Annotated in this window: 13 protein-coding genes; 6 read left to right on the top strand and 7 right to left on the bottom strand. The window is 72.8% G+C overall.

All coding sequences use genetic code 11. From position 1 onward, the window contains the following. Positions 1-90: 90 nt before the first annotated feature. Positions 91-1,068: a UDP-glucuronic acid decarboxylase family protein gene (locus tag ACH499_RS31800; RefSeq protein ID WP_399020231.1), complete on the bottom strand. Its 978-nt coding sequence runs from the start codon at positions 1,066-1,068 to the stop codon at positions 91-93. Between the two features lie 129 nt (positions 1,069-1,197). Here ACH499_RS31800 and ACH499_RS31795 point away from each other — a divergent pair, with 129 nt between their 5' ends. The 4 genes from ACH499_RS31795 (at position 1,198) to ACH499_RS31780 (ending at position 5,838) form a co-directional block, all read left to right on the top strand. Beyond that, positions 1,198-2,001, top strand: a complete 804-nt coding sequence (locus tag ACH499_RS31795) for a polysaccharide deacetylase family protein (protein ID WP_399020229.1) — start codon at positions 1,198-1,200, stop codon at positions 1,999-2,001. Between the two features lie 100 nt (positions 2,002-2,101). Continuing rightward, a complete protein-coding gene (locus ACH499_RS31790) occupies positions 2,102-2,383 on the top strand; it encodes a hypothetical protein (protein ID WP_399020227.1) in 282 nt (93 codons plus the stop codon). 148 nt (positions 2,384-2,531) lie between these two features. Continuing rightward, positions 2,532-5,240 carry a M4 family metallopeptidase gene (locus ACH499_RS31785; RefSeq protein WP_399020225.1) on the top strand — a complete coding sequence of 903 codons (2,709 nt, stop codon included), beginning with the start codon at positions 2,532-2,534 and terminating at the stop codon, positions 5,238-5,240. A 157-nt stretch (positions 5,241-5,397) separates the two neighbouring features. Then, positions 5,398-5,838, top strand: coding sequence for an SRPBCC family protein (locus ACH499_RS31780; RefSeq protein ID WP_356202266.1), 441 nt, complete (start codon positions 5,398-5,400; stop codon positions 5,836-5,838). Between the two features lie 16 nt (positions 5,839-5,854). Here the strand turns inward: ACH499_RS31780 and ACH499_RS31775 are convergent, their stop codons facing one another. The 5 genes from ACH499_RS31775 to ACH499_RS31755 all read right to left on the bottom strand — a co-directional run bounded on the left by ACH499_RS31775 (position 5,855) and on the right by ACH499_RS31755 (position 12,596). After that, on the bottom strand, positions 5,855-7,003 hold the full coding sequence (locus tag ACH499_RS31775; protein WP_399020223.1) for an XdhC family protein: 1,149 nt from the start codon (positions 7,001-7,003) through the stop codon (positions 5,855-5,857). 52 nt (positions 7,004-7,055) lie between these two features. Further along, positions 7,056-8,522 carry an NCS2 family permease gene (locus ACH499_RS31770; RefSeq protein WP_356202270.1) on the bottom strand — a complete coding sequence of 489 codons (1,467 nt, stop codon included), beginning with the start codon at positions 8,520-8,522 and terminating at the stop codon, positions 7,056-7,058. A 197-nt stretch (positions 8,523-8,719) separates the two neighbouring features. Continuing rightward, positions 8,720-11,104, bottom strand: coding sequence for a xanthine dehydrogenase family protein molybdopterin-binding subunit (locus ACH499_RS31765; protein ID WP_399020221.1), 2,385 nt, complete (start codon positions 11,102-11,104; stop codon positions 8,720-8,722). A 2-nt stretch (positions 11,105-11,106) separates the two neighbouring features. Further along, positions 11,107-11,709 carry a (2Fe-2S)-binding protein gene (locus tag ACH499_RS31760; RefSeq protein ID WP_399020219.1) on the bottom strand — a complete coding sequence of 201 codons (603 nt, stop codon included), beginning with the start codon at positions 11,707-11,709 and terminating at the stop codon, positions 11,107-11,109. Continuing rightward, on the bottom strand, positions 11,709-12,596 hold the full coding sequence (locus tag ACH499_RS31755; protein WP_356202276.1) for a xanthine dehydrogenase family protein subunit M: 888 nt from the start codon (positions 12,594-12,596) through the stop codon (positions 11,709-11,711). Before ACH499_RS31755 ends, ACH499_RS31760 begins: the two co-directional genes overlap by 1 nt. A gap of 284 nt (positions 12,597-12,880) precedes the next feature. Between ACH499_RS31755 and ACH499_RS31750 the strand changes: the two genes are divergently transcribed. Next, entirely contained in the window at positions 12,881-14,581 is a 1,701-nt protein-coding gene (locus tag ACH499_RS31750; protein ID WP_356202277.1) for a PucR family transcriptional regulator ligand-binding domain-containing protein, read from the top strand. Between the two features lie 174 nt (positions 14,582-14,755). Then, positions 14,756-15,544: a hypothetical protein gene (locus ACH499_RS31745; protein ID WP_356202278.1), complete on the top strand. Its 789-nt coding sequence runs from the start codon at positions 14,756-14,758 to the stop codon at positions 15,542-15,544. Positions 15,545-15,648: 104 nt separating this feature from the next. Here ACH499_RS31745 and ACH499_RS31740 read toward each other — a convergent pair whose 3' ends face one another. Then, positions 15,649-16,284 (bottom strand): hypothetical protein, encoded by a 636-nt coding sequence (locus ACH499_RS31740; RefSeq protein ID WP_399020216.1) that lies wholly within the window; start codon positions 16,282-16,284, stop codon positions 15,649-15,651. Positions 16,285-16,570 lie beyond the last annotated feature (286 nt).

Here is a 16,570-nt window from a genome sequence, read left to right as displayed (position 1 = left end):
TGCCTCAAACACTTGGAAACAGCTCAATTCCGGACAAGAGAGGGCATGTCACTCACCGTGACGGCATCCGCCGGGCCCGCCCGCCCGGGTCTACGCGGCGACGGAGTGGGCGAACCATCCGATGGTCCGCTCCAGGCCCTCTCCCCAGCCGACCCGGGGCCGCCAGCCCAGGCGCTCCCGGGCGAGGGTGGTGTCGGGCCTGCGCCGGCCGGGGTCGTCCACCGGGCGCTCGACGAAGCGGATGCGGGAGCCGGAGCCGGTGAGCTCCACGATGCGCCGGGCCAGCTCCAGCACGGTGATCTCGTCGGCGCCGCCGATGTTCATGGGGCCGCTCTCGCCGGAGGCGGCGAGGGCGAGGACGCCGTCGACGGTGTCGTCCACGTAGCACAGGGAGCGGGTCTGCCCGCCGTCGCCGGCGACGGTGAGCGGCACGCCGTCCAGGGCCTGGGCGATGAAGGTGGGCACGGCGCGGCCGTCGCCGGTGCGCATCCGGGGGCCGTAGGTGTTGAAGATGCGGACGATGGCGGTGTCCGTGCCGTGCACCTGGCGGTGGGCGGTGACCAGGGCCTCGGCGAAGCGCTTGGACTCGTCGTAGACGCTGCGCGGGCCGACCGGGTTGACGTTGCCCCAGTAGCTCTCGCGCTGCGGGTGCTCCAACGGGTCGCCGTAGACCTCGGAGGTGGAGGCGAGCAGGAAGCGGGCGCCGTCGGCGCGGGCCCGTTCCAGGGCGTTGCGGGTGCCGGTGCTGCCGACGTCGAGGGTCTCCAGCGGCAGCCGGAGGTAGTCGGCGGGCGAGGCCGGGCAGGCGAAGTGCAGGACGAGGTCGAAGCGGCCGGGCAGGCCGCGCAGGGCCTTCGGGTCGGTCGCGTCGGCCCGGACGAACCGGAAGCCGGGGTGCCGTTCCAGCTCGGCCACGTTGCTCCGGGAGCCGGTGGCCAGGTTGTCGAGGCAGACGACGTGGGTGCCGTTCTCCAGCAGCCGGCCGCACAGGTGGGATCCCACGAACCCGGCGCCGCCGGTCACCAGCGCCCGGCGCCAGACGCGTCCGCTCAGGGGGCTCTCGCTCACGGGGCTCTCCTCACTCTCGCCGACACGTGCGTGTCGGCTGAGTAACCCGGCCGGAGCCCCGACTACCTCGAACGGACATTCGATCGAGCACTATACACTGCGTATATACTCGCTGTGTATAGTGCTCGCATGCCTTCGCTGACCAGCAAGATGACAAAAACGGGGACCACGTTGCGCGGAGCCGCGATTCTCGCCGCGGCCGCGTCGCTGACACTGGCGTTGAGCGGCTGCACCAAGCTCGAGACGACCTCTCCCAGCTCCGCGCGGGACAAGGCCGGACCGGCGGGAGCCTCGGGCGCCCAGGCGCGGGCCGGGTTCGGCGCCGTGGACTGCCGCAAGGCCAAGTGCATAGCCCTGACGTTCGACGCCGGACCGAGCGAGAACTCCGCCCGTCTGCTCGACATCCTCAAGGAGAAGCAGGTCCCGGCGACCTTCTTCCTGCTCGGCAAGCGGCACATCGACACCTATCCGGAGCTGGTCCGGCGCATGGCCGCCGAGGGGCACGAGGTGGCCGGCCACACCTGGACGCACAAGATCCTCACCGACGCCGAGCCGGACGAGATACGCGAGGAACTGGAGCGCCCCAACCAGGAGATAGAGCGCCTGACCGGACGGCGCCCCACGCTGATGCGCCCGCCGCAGGGCCGCACCGACGACACGGTGCACGACATCTGCCGCGAGCTGGGCCTCGCGGAGATCCTGTGGAGCGTGACCGCCAAGGACTACACGACGAACGACTCCGACCTGATCACCGAGCGCGTCCTCGACCAGTCCTCCCGCGACGGGATCATCCTGCTGCACGACATCTACGACGGCACCGTGCCCGCCGTGCCGGGGATCGTCGACGCGCTCAAGGCGCGGGGCTACGTGTTCGTGACGGTGCCCCAACTCCTCGCGCCCGGCAGCGCCGAGCCCGGCAAGGTCTACCGCTAGGCCGGTTCGGCCACCGCCGGGCCGGGCGGACCACGCCCTCGGCCGTCGCCCCGGGCGGACCGCCGCCCGCCGGGCGCGGCACGGCGCACTTCGAGAAGGGGTGGCGGCTGCGCTCCCCGGCGCCGGTCCCGGCCCGGACGACCTCGGCGGACGTCGGCCCGACTGCGTCGACCGGCGGATCGTCGCCCTGCTGCACGTCGGGCTGACCGACGCGGCGATCGCCCGTCAGCTCGGCCTGGGGCACCGCATCGTGCAGCGCCGCCTGCAGGCGCTCATGGCGCGGGTCGGCGCCGCCACCCGCTTCCCACTCGGCCGGTACGCCGCGCGGTCCGGCCGGCTGGACGAGGAGCCCGCGAACGACGTGGAGGAACAGCGGAGTTGAGGCGTGTTTACGCCAAGGCGTATTTGCGTCCGGTGTGATCCCTTGTTCGCGGAACGGGTCGTACCGAACCATCGAGGCCACCGCCCGATGCCTGCACCCCGTGCGTCGGCGCGCGTTCACGTTCCCGTACCCGAGCGAGAGGGATCCCGTGTTCCCCACGAGACCGAGAAGGCTCAGCCGACTCCTGGCCACGACCGTGGCCGCCGCGGCCACCGGCGCGTCGCTGCTGGCCGCACCGGCCTGGGCCGATGACGGCGCACCGCGGCCGGCGGACACCACCGCCGGCAAGGCGCCGGTCGCTCCCGTCATGACCGAGGGCCTGGACGGCACCGCCCGTACCGGCACCCCCGCCGAGGCGGCCCGCGCCCACCTGAGGGCCCATCAGGACACCTACCGGGTACCGGTCTCCGACCTCCAGACGCTGAAGACCACCGCGGTCGGCCGGCAGTCCGCGGTCCGCTTCCAGCAGAAGCACCACGGGGTGCCGGTCTTCGGGGCCCAGTACGCCGTGCAGACCGAGGCCGCCGACGGCGGCCAGAAGGTCCTGTCCACCACCGGCACCCTGTACACCGGCCTGACCGTCTCCACCGCCCCGAAGGTCACCTCGGCGACCGCGAGGCAGCGGATGTTCTCACTGGACGCGCGCCTGCGCGCCGTCGAGGGGGCGAAGACCGCCGAGCACGGCCTGGTCGTGCTGCCCGACGCGCACGGCGGCACACTGGCCTGGCACTTCACCGTGACCGGCGCCCGGGCCGACGGCAGCCCGGTGCGCCAGGAGGTGTACGTCGACGCGCGGGTCGGCGGCATCGCCCTGTCGTACGACGGCATCGACGCGGCGGACGCCACGCCCGTGGCGGCGACGGGCGTACGAATGGACGGCACCGAGGCGGCGCTGAACGCCAACCGGGAGGCGGACGGCTCGTACACGCTGGTCGACTCCACCCGCGCCATGTTCCCGCGGACGGGCGGCCAGATACGCACCTACGACGCGCAGCGCAAGAACTACACGCTCGTCGCCGGCGGCCCGGTCACCGACGACGTCCCGCTGGTGACGTCTTCGGCCCAGCGCTTCGACGGGGCGAACACCACCTCCGGCGCGGTCGACGCCCACCTCAACGCCGCCAAGGTCTACGAATACCTCAAGGACCGGCTCGGCCGTGACGGCATCGACGGCAAGGGCGGCAGCATCCACTCCGTCGTCAACGTCGCCGCCAACGGCAAGGACTACGCCAACGCCTTCTGGGACGGCTCCAAGATGGTCTACGGCCACATGAACGGCGTACCGCTGTCCGTGGGCCTCGACGTGGTCGGCCACGAGATGACGCACGGCGTCACCGAGCACTCCGCCGGGCTCGTCTACCTCAACCAGCCGGGCGCCCTCAACGAGGCGATATCCGACTACTTCGGCAACGCCATCGAGACCGCCGACAAGGGCGTCGCCATGAGCGACCCGACGTCCGGACTCGTCGGCGAGTACCTCTGCAACGGCACCGAGCCGCTGGACGAGTGCGCCCTGCGCGACCTGAACGACGGCCGCGACGCGCGGAAGGACTACCTGCCCATCACGCTCGACGTCGACAACGGCGGAGTGCACTACAACTCCACCATCGTCGGCGGCGCGCTGTGGGACATGCGCAAGACCATCGACCCGAAGCTCGCGGACCGGATCGTCTACCAGGCCGCCGAGAACTACCTCACCCCGCTGTCGGGCTTCACCGACATGCGCAACGCCGTCACCCTGGCCGCGAAGTCCCTGAAGGTCTCCGAGGCCGACATGGCGGCGATCGGCAAGGCCTTCGACGACCACGGCATCGAGCAGGGCTGGGAGCACAGGAGCGGCACCCACGACGGCACCACCCTCGCCGCGGACGTCCTGCCCGCCTACGAGGTCTACGGCGGCATCGACGAGCAGGCCGCCCAGATCAGCGGCGACGTCTACGCCATCGGTCACGGCGACGCCATCGCCTGGGACCGGGGCGGGGCCGCGTTCGGCATCACCGTGGGCCGCTTCTCCAAGCACCCGCGGCACGAGCTGGCCGAGAAGGACGCCTACCTGCTCGACCCGTCCCTCGACGGCGACCGCGTCGTCTTCACCCGGATCGCCGCCGACGGCATCGGCGTCTACCAGGCCGGCGACAAGGGCCAGGGCGAGATCAAGCGGCTGGTCGACGAACCGGGCGCGGACGAGACCGAGCCGGTCACCGAGAACGGCGCCCTCGCCTACATCCGCACCACGCCCGACGACGAACAGGACGTGATGCTCCGCAGGGCCGACGGCACCACGGTCGAGGTGACGCCCGAGCCGGGCACCAAGGCGTCCCGCCTCGCCATGAGGAACGGCACGATCGCCTGGGCCGGCGGCGACGGGACGTACCTCCACGTCCACGACATCGCGACCGGCACGACGCAGAACAAGCGGATCTCCGGCTTCCTGTTCAACTACATCTCGGACATCCAGCTCACCTCGGACCGCGTCTTCTACCGTGTGACCGGCGGCTTCCTGATCCCGAGCACCACGCTGGGCTCGGCGCCCGCCGACGACGTGACCCGGATGGCGAACCTGCGCCACCCCACGGGCCTCTTCGTCGCCCAGTTCTCCGTGAGCGACGCCTACCTCGCGTACTCGACGTACGACCTCTGGGGCGCCCTCGGGTCCTGGAGCGGCCCCACGAAGGTGAAGGTCGCCAAGACCTCCGACGTGCTGGCCGGTGGGAACGACTTCATCCGCGTCTCCTGCTCCTCCGGCTCCCAGCTGGCCCCGTCCCTCGGTGACGGCCGGCGGATCGTGTGGCTCGACACCACCGCCGCCGCGACGGACGTCGTCACCCGCGACACCTTCGCGGGCACCTGCGACTAGCGGGGTACCCGGCCCCTTCGGCCGGCGTCGGTCCCTGACGAGGACGACGGCGGAACGGAGCACGGCCCGGTGGGCGACGGCGAGTCGGCCGATTCGCCCGGCCGGGCCGCGCCTCCGCGTGCGGCGCCGGACGGCCGCGCACGCCTACGATCGTCACGTGGCCGTCTTCTCGCTCCAGCGCACCGCGCCGCTCTCCCCCGAGGAGGCATGGCGCCGGCTCACCGCATGGCACCGCCACGGCGACGCGGTGCCGCTGACCAGAGTGACCGTGTCCACTCCCCCGCCCACCGGCGTGGGCACGGTGGTCGTCGCCCGCACGGGACTGGGCCCGCTCGCCTTCGCCGACCCCATGGAGGTCACCGTCTGGCAGCCCCCGCGCGACGGCGCCCCGGGCCGGTGCCGGCTGGACAAGCGGGGCCGGCTGGTGCGGGGGTGGGCCGAGATCGAGGTCGGGACGGGGCCCGGCGGCCGGGCCCGCGTCGTGTGGCGCGAGGAACTGGGCGTCCGTGCGCTGCCGCGCCTGTGCGACCCCCTGCTGCGCCGGTCGGGGCGGTTCGTGTTCGGGCGGGCGGTGAACCGTCTGCTCCGGCACCCCTGACCGGGCTCCGGCCCGCTCAGGCCACGGAGCCGATCCGCCCGGCCGGCGAGGACGCGTCGTGGTGGATGGGGGTGTGGGCGCCGGTCAGCGAGACGCCGCTGCCGCCGCGCCGGGCCGCGACGATCTCCGCCGCGATCGACAGCGCCGTCTCCTCGGGCGTCCGCGCGCCGAGGTCCAGGCCGATGGGCGACCTGAGCCGGGCCAGCTCCAGTTCCGTGACGCCGACCGCGCGCAGACGCTCGTTGCGGTCCAGGTGGGTGCGGCGGGAGCCCATCGCGCCGACGTACGCGACCGGCAGGCGCAGGGCGAGTTCGAGGAGCGGTATGTCGAACTTGGCGTCGTGGGTCAGCACGCACAGCACCGTGCGCGCGTCGACCTCCGTGCGCTTCAGATACTCGTGGGGCCATTCGACGACGATCTCGTCCGCGTCCGGGAAGCGGGCCTCGGTGGCGAAGACGGGGCGCGCGTCGCACACCGTGACGTGGTAACCGAGGAACTTGCCGACGCGGACCAGCGCCGACGCGAAGTCGATCGCCCCGAAGACGATCATGCGCGGGGCCGGTACGGAGGACTCGATCAGCAGGGTGAGCGGTGCTCCGCAACGCGAGCCCTGCTCTCCGATCTCCAGCGTGCCGGTGCGGCCGGCGTCCAGGAAGGCGCCCGTCTCCGCGGCCACCGTGCGGTCCAGCTCGGGGTGGGCGCCGAAGCCTCCGGTGTGCGAGCCGTCCGGCCGGACGACGAGCGCGCGGCCCATCAGCTCCGCCGGACCGCTCACCACCCGCGCCACCGCCGCCGCCTCCCCACGGGCGGCGGCGGCGAGCGCGGGGGCGAGCACCGGCCGGGCGGGACCGTCCGCCCGGACCGGTGTGACGAGGATGTCGATGACTCCGCCGCAGGTCAGGCCCACGGCGAAGGCGTCCTCGTCGCTGTAGCCGAAGCGCTCGAGGACGCTCTCGCCGTCCTCCAGCGCCTGTCGGCACAACTCGTAGACGGCCCCTTCCACACAACCGCCGGAGACCGACCCGATCGCCGTGCCTTCCGCGTCCACCGCGAGGGCGGCGCCGGGCTGGCGGGGCGCGCTGCCGCCGACGGCCACGACCGTGGCCACCGCGAAGTCGCGTCCCTGCTCGACCCACCGGTGCAGCTCTTCGGCGATGTCCAGCATGTGTCGGTCTCCTTGTCCAGCGGTGATATGGAAGGGGTTCCCGTGGGAGCGGCTAGTGCACGCCCAGCCAGCTCTCGATGGGGCTGAGGGCGAAGTAGACCAGGAAGATCGCCGTGAGGGCCCACATGAAGGCCCCGATCTCCCGGGCCTTGCCCTGGGCGGCCTTGATGACGACGTAGGAGATGACGCCGGCCGCGACTCCGGGGGTGATGGAGTACGTGAACGGCATGATCACCACGGTCAGGAAGACCGGGATGGCGGTGGCGCGGTCGCCCCAGTCGACGTGGCGGGCGTTCATCATCATCATGGCACCGATGACGACGAGGGCGGCCGAGGCGACCTCCTGCGGCACGATCGCGGTGATCGGAGTGAAGAAGAGGCAGGCCGCGAAGAACAGGCCGGTGACGACGGAGGAGAAGCCCGTACGGGCCCCCTCGCCCACGCCCGTCGCGGACTCGACGAAGACGGTCTGGCCGGAGCCGCCCGCCACACCGCCGACGACACCGCCGGCACCGTCGATGAACAGCGCCTTGGACAGGCCCGGCATACGGCCCTTGTCGTCGGCGAGGTTGGCCTCGGTGCCGACGCCGATGATGGTGGCCATCGCGTCGAAGAAGCCGGCGAGGACCAGGGTGAAGACGACCACCGAGACGGTCATGACGCCCACGTCGCCCCAGCCGCTGAACGACACGTCGCCGAAGAGGGAGAAGTCGGGCATCGACACGGGGCTGCCGTGCAGTTCCGGAGCGCCGTTCACCCACTGCTTGGCGTTGATGACGTCGGCGGCGTTCAGGATCGCGGCGACGACGGTGCCGCCGATGATGCCGATGAGGATGGCGCCGGGGACGTTGCGGGCCTGGAGGGCGAAGATCAGCAGAAGCGTGCCGGCGAAGAGCAGCACCGGCCAGCCGGCCAGCTCACCCGCGGGGCCCAGGATGACGGGACCGCCGCCGGGCGCCGGGTTGCGGCCGACGAAACCGGCCTTGACGAGGCCGATGAAGGCGATGAACAGGCCGATGCCCATGGTGATGCCGTGCTTGAGCGGCAAGGGGATCGCGTTCATGATCATTTCACGCAGGCCGGTGACGACCAGCAGCATGATCACGACACCGTAGGCCACACACATGCCCATGGCCTGGGGCCACGTCATGTTGGGCACGACCTGGCCGGCGAGGACGCCGGACACGGAGAGGCCGGCGGCCAGGGCGAGCGGCACCTTGCCGACGAAGCCCATCAGGAGGGTGGTGAAGGCCGCGCCGAGCGCGGTCGCCGTGATCAGGGCCTCCTGGCCCAGGCTGTGTCCGGCCACGTCCTCGCCGGACAGGATCACGGGGTTGAGCAGCAGGATGTACGCCATCGCCATGAAGGTGGTGACGCCGCCGCGCACTTCACGCGCGACCGTGGATCCCCGGTGGGATATGTGAAAGTAGCGGTCCAGCCACGACCGGCCGGCCGGGATGCGGGAACCCGCACCCGCGTCCTCGGCGGTGGTCGTGGGCTCCACTGACTGCTGGGTCATGGTGCCGTCTCCCAAGGTTCAAAGGGGCACCCGGTCAGCCGCCCTTGCGGCTGCGGGATTTGGGATGTGCACGACCCGGGGGACGGCCCGAGACGAACGCATGGTGATGGTGCTCAAGGACCGCGAGCGGAGCGGAACTTGGAAAGGCTCCGGGCGGCGCGGAGTGTGTGACGTTCCGTGCGCCGCCCGGAGAGTCACTACGCCGTACCGGTGAGGTGCTCCGGTCGGACCGGCGTGCGGTCCAGCGTCAGCCCGGTCGCGTTGCGGATGGCCGCCAGGACCGCCGGCGTGGACGACAGGGTGGGTGCCTCGCCGATACCGCGCAGCCCGTAGGGGGCGTGGTCGTCGGCGAGTTCGAGCACGTCGACCGGGATGGTGGGCGTGTCGAGGATCGTGGGGAGCAGGTAGTCCGTGAAGGACGGGTTCCTGACCTTCGCCGTCTTCGGGTCGACGACGATCTCCTCCATCACGGCGACGCCCATGCCCTGGAGGGTGCCGCCCTGGATCTGGCCGATGACGGAGAGCGGGTTGAGGGCCTTGCCGACGTCCTGGGCGCAGGCCAGCTCGATGACCTTCACCAGGCCCAGCTCGGTGTCGACCTCGACGACGGCGCGGTGCGCGGCGAAGGAGTACTGGACGTGGCCGTTGCCCTGGCCGGTGCGCAGGTCGAAGGCCTCGGTCGGCCGGTGCCGCCACTCCTCCTCGACCTCGACTGTCTCGCCCTCCAGGACGTCCACGAGGTCGGACAGGACCTCGCCGCCGTCGGTGACGACCTTGCCGCCCTCCAGCAGGAGTTCGGCGGTCGCCCAGGCCGGGTGGTAGGAGCCGAACTTGCGGCGCCCGATCTCCAGCACCTTCTCGCGGACCAGCTCGCAGGCGTTCTTCACGGCGCCGCCGGTGACGTACGTCTGCCGGGAGGCCGAGGTCGAGCCGGCCGAGCCCACCTGGGTGTCGGCGGGGTGGATCGTCACCTGGGTGACGCCCAGCTCGGTGCGGGCGATCTGCGCGTGGACGGTGACGCCGCCCTGGCCGACCTCCGCCATAGCGGTGTGCACGGTGGCGACGGGCTCGCCGTTGATGACTTCCATGCGCACCTTGGCGGTGGAGTAGTCGTCGAAGCCCTCGGAGAAGCCGACGTTCTTGATGCCGACCGCGTAGCCGACGCCGCGGACGACGCCCTCGCCGTGCGTGGTGTTGGACAGGCCGCCGGGGAGCTGGCGCACGTCGGCGCCCTCGCTGGACTCCCACTGGCGCTCGGGCGGCAGCGGCATCGCCTTGACGCGGCGCAGGAGTTCGGCGACCGGGGCGGGCGAGTCCACGGGCTGGCCCGTCGGCATGATCGTGCCCTGCTCCATGGCGTTGAGCTGCCGGAACTCCACCGGGTCCATGCCGAGCTTCTTCGCCAGTTTGTCCATCTGCGCCTCGTAGGCGAAGCACGCCTGGACCGCGCCGAAGCCGCGCATGGCGCCGCAGGGCGGGTTGTTGGAGTAGAGGGCGACGGCCTCGATGTCCACGTCGTCGATCACGTACGGGCCGACCGACAGCGAGGAGGCGTTGCCGACGACCGCCGGGGAGGCGGAGGCGTAGGCGCCGCCGTCCAGGACGATCCGGCACTTCATGTGCGTGAGCTTGCCGTCCTTGGTGGCGCCGTGCTCGTAGTACAGACGCGCGGGGTGGCGGTGGACGTGGCCGAAGAAGGACTCGAAGCGGTTGTAGACGATCTTCACGGGCTTGCCGGTGCGCATCGCGAGCAGGCAGGCGTGGATCTGCATCGACAGGTCCTCGCGCCCGCCGAAGGCACCGCCGACGCCGGAGAGCGTCATCCGCACCTTGTCCTCGGGCAGGCCGAGCACGGGCGCGATCTGGCGCAGGTCGGAGTGGAGCCACTGGGTGGCGATGTAGAGGTCGACGCCGCCGTCCTCGGAGGGCACCGCGAGGCCGGACTCCGGGCCGAGGAAGGCCTGGTCCTGCATGCCGAAGTAGTACTCGCCCTTGACGATGACGTCGGCCCGCTTGGCGGCCTCGTCGGCGTTGCCGCGGATGATCGGCTGGCGGTGCACGATGTTCGGGTGCGGGACGTGGCCGCTGTGGTGGTCGTCGCGGTTCTCGTGGACGAGGATCGCGTCGGGGGCGGTCGCGGAGGCCTCGTCGGTGATGACGGGCAGCTCCTTGTACTCGACCTTGACCTTGGCGGCGGCGCGGCGCGCGGTCTCCGGGTGGTCGGCGGCGACGATGGCGACCGGCTCGCCGTGGTGGCGGACCTTGCCGTGGGCGAGGACGGGGGTGTCCTGGATCTCCAGGCCGTAGTGCCGTACGTCGGTGGGCAGGTCGTCGTAGGTCATGACGGCGTAGACGCCGGCCATGGCGAGGGCCTCGCTCGTGTCGATCGAGACGATCTCGGCGTGCGCGACCGTGGAGCGCAGGATCTGGCCCCAGAGCATGTCCTCGTGCCACATGTCGGACGAGTACGCGAACTCGCCGGTGACCTTGAGGGTGCCGTCCGGGCGGAGCGTGGACTCGCCGATGCCGCCCTTGGTCTTGGAACCCTGCGTGATCTTGGTGGGTGCGCCGTTGGCAGCCATGATCAGACCCCCTCGGACTGACGCGCGGCCGCCAGGCGGACCGCGTCCATGATCTTCTCGTAGCCCGTGCAGCGGCACAGGTTGCCCGACAGCGCCTCGCGGATGTCCGCGTCGGTCGGGTTCGGGTTGCGCTCCAGCATCTCGTCGGCGGCGACGAGGAGTCCGGGCGTGCAGAAGCCGCACTGGACGGCGCCGGCGTCGATGAACGCCTGCTGGATCGGCGCGAGTTCGGCGGCCTCGCCGGTCTGTGAGTCGGTGCCCTTGGCCTGCCAGCGCTTGGCCTGGTCGAGGGTCGTGCCCTCGCCCCTGCCCTCGGCGCCGCCGCAGGCGCCGGTGGCGCAGCCCTCGGAGCGCTGCTTGGCGTAGTCGGCGAGGCCCTCGACCGTGACGACCTCGCGGCCCTGCGCCTGTCCGGCCGCGACCAGGCACGCGCAGACCGGCACTCCGTCGAGCCGGACGGTGCAGGAACCGCACTCGCCCTGCTCGCAGGCGTTCTTGGAGCCGGGCAGGCCGAGCCGCTCGCGCAGCACGTACAGCAGGGACTCGCCCTCCCAGACGTCGTCGGCTTCCTGCGGACGTCCGTTGACAGTGAAGTTGACGCGCATTACGCAGCTCCCTCCGTGCGGCGGGCGCCGCGGTACGACTCCCAGGTCCAGGTGAGTGTCCGGCGGGCCATGACGCCGACCGCGTGGCGGCGGTAGCTCGCGGTGCCCCGGACGTCGTCGATCGGGTTGCAGGCGGCGGAGCACAGGTCCGCGAACTGCTTGGCGACCGACGGGGTGATGATCTTTCCGTTGTCCCAGAAGCCGCCCTCCTCGAGCGCCGCGTTCAGGAACTCCTCCGCGGCCGTGGCCCGGATCGGGGTGGGCGCGGCCGAGCCGATGCCGGTGCGGACGGTACGCGTTTCGGGGTGCAGGGCCAGGCCGAAGGCGCACACGGCGATGACCATGGCGTTGCGGGTGCCGACCTTCGAGAACTGCTGCGGGCCGTCGGCCTTCTTGATGTGCACCGCGCGGATCAGCTCGTCGGGCTCCAGCGCGTTGCGCTTCACGCCCTTGTAGAACTCGTCGATCGGGATGAGGCGCCTGCCCCGCACCGACTCGACCTCGACCTCGGCGCCGGCGGCGAGCAGCGCCGGGTGGGCGTCGCCGGCCGGGGAGGCGGTGCCGAGGTTCCCGCCCACGCCGCCGCGGTTACGGATCTGCGGGGAGGCGACCGTGTGCGACGCGAGGGCGAGACCCGGCAGCTCGGTGCTCAGGTTCTCCATGATCCTGGTGTAGGGCACGGAGGCACCGAGCCGTACGGAGTCCTCGCCGGTCTCCCACTCGGTCAGCTCGCCGATGCGGTTGAGGTCCATCAGGTACTCGGGCCGACGGTGGTCGAAGTTGATCTCGACCATCACGTCGGTGCCGCCCGCGATCGGCACTGCGGTGGGGTGCTCGGCCTTGGCGGCGAGCGCCTCCTCCCAGCTGGCGGGGCGAAGGAAGTCCATGACCGGCTCTCTTCTTCGTCTCGTGGGGCATGCAGATTGAGCCAATCCGTGTGCGGCGGGCCCGGCTCGTTCATGTGCTGTTTACGTGAAGTGGGCTCAGTACACCGTCCGGTGCTCCACCAGGGTCAGTCGCAGAAACCATGAAGGAGTTGGCTGGCCAGGGCGGGCATCTTGTAGATTCGTATGAACGGGAGTCCTCAGTGGCCTCCGCGCTTTCCTCCGGAAACGGGCGACACAGCCGCGTGACCTGGAACACTTCGAGACAAAGAACGGCGGCGACGAGAATGCGGCTGCGCGCACTGCTGGACACCGACGCGCTGGGCCTCAGGCTGCTCGGTGGCGAGGACGAGCTGGACCGTTCGGTCCGGGGGGTGATGACCACCGACCTTCGGGACCCGAGCCGCTACCTCTCCGGCGGCGAGCTGGTCCTCACCGGCCTCGCCTGGCGCAGGGACACCGCCGACTCCGAGCCGTTCGTACGGATCCTGGTGCAGGCCGGGGTGGCCGCCCTCGCCGCCGGTGAGGCCGAGCTGGGGAGCGTGCCCGACGATCTGGTGGCGGCGTGCGCGAGGCACCGGCTGCCGCTGTTCGCGGTGCACGAGTCGGTGGCGTTCGCGACCATCACCGAGCACGTCGTGCGGCAGGTGTCCGGCGAGCGCGCCGGGGACCTCGCGGCCGTGGTGGACCGGCACCGCAGGATGATGACCTCCGGCCCGGCGGGCGGCGGCCCCGACGTGGTGCTGGACCTGCTCGGCTCCGACCTGGACCTGCGGGCGTGGGTGCTGTCGCCGACCGGGCGGCCGGTCGCGGGCCCCAAGGACTCGGGCCCCGCGCTGCCCGCCGAGGTGTGCGCGAGACTGGCCGCGGAGCATCTGGCCGCGACCCGCGCGGGCCGCCGGGCCCCGCACCGGGTGACGCTGGGCACGACGACGTACAGCCTCTTCCCGGTGCGGGGCGGCGGTCCGCGCCCGGCGGTGGCCGGTGCGGGCCGGACCCCGGCGACGCTGCGCGACGTGCGCGCGTCCGTGCTGTCGGACTGGCTGCTGGTCGTGTCGGCGGACGCCGGGGAATGGCCCGAGGAGCGGCTCGACCTGCTCCAGGGCGTCACGCAGCTCATCGCGGTCGAGCGGGACCGGCGGGACGCGGCGCGCACGGTGCGCCGGCGGCTCGCGCAGGAGGTGCTGGAACTGGTGCAGACGGGCGCGGCGCCCGCCGAGATCGCGGCCCGGCTGCGGGTCGCGGCACCGGTGCTGCTGCCGGGCCTCGGCGCGGCCCCGCACTGGCAGGTGGTCGTGGCCCGCGTGGAGTGGGACGACGGCGAGGGCGAGGACGGCCAGGTCGCCCAGCGGCTGCTGGAGGAGATCCTCGTCGACCCGCAGGCCAGCGGACCCGAGCACTCCGACCGCATAGCCGTGGCCCACACCGGCGACGAGGCCGTCGCGCTGGTGCCGCTGCCCGCGGTCTCCGCCGAGCACGACGGCTCCGAGACCGGGATCCACGCCGACGCCCTGCTGGCCGCCGTACGGGACCCGCTGGAGGCCGGCCTCGACGGCGACGGGCGCGTCACGCTCGGCGTCAGCGCGGCCGTGCACTCGGCGGAGGGGCTGCGCGGCGCGCTCGAGGAGGCCCGGCACGCGCGCCGGGTCGCCGCGGCACGCCCGGGCCGGGTGTGCGCGGCCGGACACCAGGAACTGGCCTCGCACGTCCTGCTGCTCCCCTTCGTCCCCGACGACGTGCGGCGCGCCTTCACCGCCCGGCTGCTGGACCCGCTGCGCGACTACGACCGCCGCCACCGCGCCGAGCTGATCCCGACCCTGGAGGCGTTCCTCGACTGCGACGGCTCCTGGACGCGCTGCGCGACCCGGCTGCACCTGCACGTCAACACGCTGCGCTATCGCGTCGGGCGGATCGAGCAGTTGACGGGGCGTGACCTGTCGCGCCTGGAGGACAAGCTCGACTTCTTCCTGGCGCTGCGGATGAGCTGAGGCGCGAAGAGGGCGCGCGGCGCGGGGCGGGCAGCGCGCCGCGCGCCCCGCGTTCGCGGCCGGAAGTCCCCCGACTTTGTGAATTTTTTCACCCATCCCCTTGGCCGGGCCCCCGTTTCATGCTGAGATGCCGCCACCACTCGACGGCTCGACGGCGTGCTAGGGGAGGGCGACGTGGCGCATTCCGCCATGGCTGGTGCTGGTTGGGGAACGAACGAGGGTGACGATCCGCTCCAGACCGCGGTGTGGCGGCTGCGCTCACGCGCCTGCTGGGCCGACGCGGTGGCCCTGCTGCAACCGGCCGGCGCGGCCGTCGCGCTCCAGCGGGCGGCGCTGCTGGTGGAACGGTGCCTCTACACCGAGCAGGGCTGGGCCGAGGCGGAGGACGCGCTGCGCACGGCCGAGGCGCTGGCCCACACCGACGAGGAGCGCGGGGCCGCCGCCTGCGAACGCGGGCAGCTCGCCTACGCCGCCACCGTGCACGGCGTGCGCGACCGGGCCGACGAGGCGCGGGCCGCGCTGGGCCGCGCGGCGGCGTTGATCGCGCCGGGTTCGCGGGGGCGGGCGCTGCTGGACTTCCGGCGCGGGCTGGTCGCGGAGAACCTCACCCGCTCGCCGCAGGCCGCCCGCGCCGCGTACCGGCGGGCCCATGCCGGGGCGACCGCGCAGGGCGATCCGCTGCTCCAGTCCTCCACCTGGCGGCACCTTGCCGGACTCGCCCTGAGGGACGGCGAGTTGACGGAGGCGCGGCACGGATTCGCCGAGTCGCTCCGGCTGCGTGAGGAACTGGGCTACCTCGTCGGCACGGCACCGGCCCTGGTGTCGCTCGCCGACACGGAGTCCGAGCCGGAGGCGTCCCGGCTTCGGGAGGAGGCCCGCCGCCTGCTGCGCCTGCTCGGCGGTGTACCGACGTGGCTGGCACGCCAGTTGGCGCCGCCCGCCGCGGGTGCGGCGACGGCCTGAGCGCCGGACCGGGCGGCGGGGCCCGGCGGCGGTCGCGGAAGCCGTGCCGGCCGCACCGGTCGCATCGCGTGCCTCGTCCACGCCGGTCGCGCCGGTCGCGCCGGTCACGGGAACCTGCTCCAGCGCGGTGCCGTCGTGGCCCAGGCCTCGTCCCACCGGGCGAGGTTGCGCCGGTGCAGCACCAGGCCGGTGACCGCGTGCACGGCGAGACCGGTGAGGACGACGCCGAGGAAGGCGAGGATCGCCCAGCCCATGGTGCGGCTGCGGATCTGCCCGGTGTCCAGGGGCGGCTCGGTGATCCTGCCCGCGGAGTCCGCCCAGACGTGGACGGTGCTTCCGGCAGTCAGTCCGGGCTCGACGTCGGCCTTCCCGGTGCGGGGCCTGCCGTCGGGGCCGGTGAAGCGGACCTCGACCGGGTAGCGGGTCTTCTCCGCCTCCTCCGAGCCGGGTTCGGGATGGCGCGGGGCGTCGTGCACGAGGACGGCCGGGAGGTGGTCCCGGGTGCTTTCCTGGCGCGCCGCGGTGTCACGGTAGTGCCGGTACGCGGTGTCGCCGACGACGAACATCGCCGCCGGGGCCGCCGCCAGCACGGCGAGCAGCAGCCCGAGGGCGATCCACGCCTGCATCCGGTCGGTGCGCCGGCGCAGGGGGTTGCGTCGCCACCGCCACAGCGCGACGTACGGATGCCGCCGGGGTCCGGGTTCCGGGGGCGGCTGGGCTTGCGGTATCTCGCCGGCCACGGTGTGCCTCCTTCCAGGGTCCGGGCAGCCGGGGCGGGGCCGTGCGGTGCCGGGGGGGCATCGCACGGCGGTGGGCGGCGGGCGGCTGGTCCCGCCGGTGGGCGAGGATCCGCCCCGCGACAGCGCCGGCGCGGGGCGGAGTCGGTGGGCCGGTGCCCGCCCCCGGGCCCGGGGCGCGGGGGGGGGCCCCCCCCCGCCCCCGGGGGGGGGGGCGGGGCGGGGGGCGGGGGGGGGGGGGGGCCGCCGGGCCCCGGGCGGGGCCGGCCCGGCGGGGTACAGGCCCGGG

Origin of the sequence: Streptomyces sp. NPDC018947 (assembly GCF_044390505.1) — a bacterium.
Classification (GTDB): Bacteria; Actinomycetota; Actinomycetes; order Streptomycetales; family Streptomycetaceae; genus Streptomyces.
Note: the sequence above shows the minus strand (reverse complement) of the source record. Positions and strands in the feature narration are given on the sequence as shown.

What these genes read in the sequence shown, in the direction of transcription:
- ACH499_RS31795 (WP_399020229.1), top strand. Translation starts at nt 1,198, where the DNA reads ATGCCTTCGCTGACCAGCAAGATGACAAAAACGGGGACCACGTTGCGC.
- ACH499_RS31775 (WP_399020223.1), bottom strand. Translation starts at nt 7,003, where the DNA reads ATGCTGGACATCGCCGAAGAGCTGCACCGGTGGGTCGAGCAGGGACGC.
- ACH499_RS31770 (WP_356202270.1), bottom strand. Translation starts at nt 8,522, where the DNA reads ATGACCCAGCAGTCAGTGGAGCCCACGACCACCGCCGAGGACGCGGGT.
- ACH499_RS31765 (WP_399020221.1), bottom strand. Translation starts at nt 11,104, where the DNA reads ATGGCTGCCAACGGCGCACCCACCAAGATCACGCAGGGTTCCAAGACC.
- ACH499_RS31760 (WP_399020219.1), bottom strand. Translation starts at nt 11,709, where the DNA reads ATGCGCGTCAACTTCACTGTCAACGGACGTCCGCAGGAAGCCGACGAC.
- ACH499_RS31755 (WP_356202276.1), bottom strand. Translation starts at nt 12,596, where the DNA reads ATGGACTTCCTTCGCCCCGCCAGCTGGGAGGAGGCGCTCGCCGCCAAG.
- ACH499_RS31750 (WP_356202277.1), top strand. Translation starts at nt 12,881, where the DNA reads ATGCGGCTGCGCGCACTGCTGGACACCGACGCGCTGGGCCTCAGGCTG.